Here is a 1,549-nt window from a genome sequence, read left to right as displayed (position 1 = left end):
TTTTAAAATAACTAGGTTGGTTATGCAAGAAGTCTAATATCGAAAAGTGTATTGCTTAAATATATTTGATAAAAGGATAGCATAATCAATTTTAAGTATATTTATTTAAATGGCATTAAAGGACATTACAATTTGATAGGTATTCTGTGTATTTAACAGCAATTTGCATTTTTTAGTTTTGCATGTTTATTTTTAATTTTTATTAAAGGATTTTAATAAAAATGGACGTAGAAAGAGAAAGAGGACAAGTAACATGACAGAAAAATATGGTATTAATGTTTATTCAGAAATAGGTAATTAAAAACAGTATTGTTACATCGCCCTGGTGATAAGTTAGCTAATTCATCACCAGATTTATTGGAACGATTATTGTTTGATGATACACCAGATTTAGCAGTTGCACAAAAAGAACATGACTTTTTTGCGCAAACTTTTAGGAACTTAGGTGTTGAGGTGTTGTATATTGAAAAATTAGTCGCTGAAGTTTTAGACACTGATTCAAAAATGCGGCAAGAATTACTAGAACAGTTTTTAAAAGAATCTGGTGCAAAAGAAGAATACATTAGTAAGTTACGTACTTATTTAAGCAAATTAGATAATCAAGCTCTTGTTAATAAAATGATAGCAGGGGTAACAAAATATGAGTTAGGAGTAGAAATTACAGATAATTATCCGCTAGCGGTTGATCCAATGCCAAATATTCTATTCCAACGTGATCCATTTGCATCAATTGGAAATGGAGCAACTATTCATAAAATGTTTACGGTTACTAGAAATCGTTAAACATTATTTTCTGATGTTGTTTTAAGACATCACCCCCGTTTTAAAAGAAAAATTAATTTTTGATATGATCGTAATGAAAAAGAAACTTTAGAAGGTGGGAACATTTTAGTTTTAAATGCAAAAACATTAATTATTGGTGTTTCACAAAGGACATCAATGGAAGCTATTAAAATAGTAGCAAAAAATCTAATTAAAAATGATTCAGTTAGTTATGAAAAAGTTATTGCATTAGATTTAAAAACAAAAAATCGTGCTTTTATGCATTTAGATACTGTTTTTACTAATATTGATTATGATAAATTTATCGCACATCCATTAATTTTTGAAGCAATGGGTGAGTTTAAAATTTTTGAAATTACAAAAAATGGAGTTAAAGAAATTAAAGAAACAATTAAAGATTATTTATCAGAAGAAGTTGGTAAGCCAGTTCAAATTTTTAAATGTGGTGGAGAAGATTCAATTGCAGAGGCAAGAGAACAATGAAATGATGGGACAAATGTTATTACAATTTGTCCTGGTGAAGTGATTGCCTATTCAAGAAATCAAATTACAATTGAAATTTTAAAACAAGCTGGTGTTAAAGTGCACGTTATTGATTCAGCTGAATTATCACGTGGACGTGGGGGACCTCGTTGTATGTCAATGCCAATTTGAAGAGAGGATATCTAAAATCTTAATAGACTTCTTGCATAACCAACCTAGTTATTTTAAAATTCCTATAAAATATATTTAAAATAGAAATTATAGGAATCTAAAATTATGAAAT

The 1,549-nt window shown here is 28.2% G+C and carries 1 pseudogene; it reads left to right on the top strand.

Annotation, left to right across the window (positions count from 1 at the left end):
• Positions 1 to 253: 253 nt before the first annotated feature.
• A pseudogene (locus tag EHU54_RS05745) lies at positions 254 to 1,452 on the top strand (arginine deiminase).
• Positions 1,453 to 1,549: the final 97 nt, after the last annotated feature.

Source organism: Spiroplasma sp. ald (assembly GCF_044714355.1).
GTDB classification, from domain to species: domain Bacteria; phylum Bacillota_I; class Bacilli_A; order Mycoplasmatales; family Mycoplasmataceae; genus Spiroplasma; species Spiroplasma phoeniceum.
Note: the sequence above shows the minus strand (reverse complement) of the source record. Positions and strands in the feature narration are given on the sequence as shown.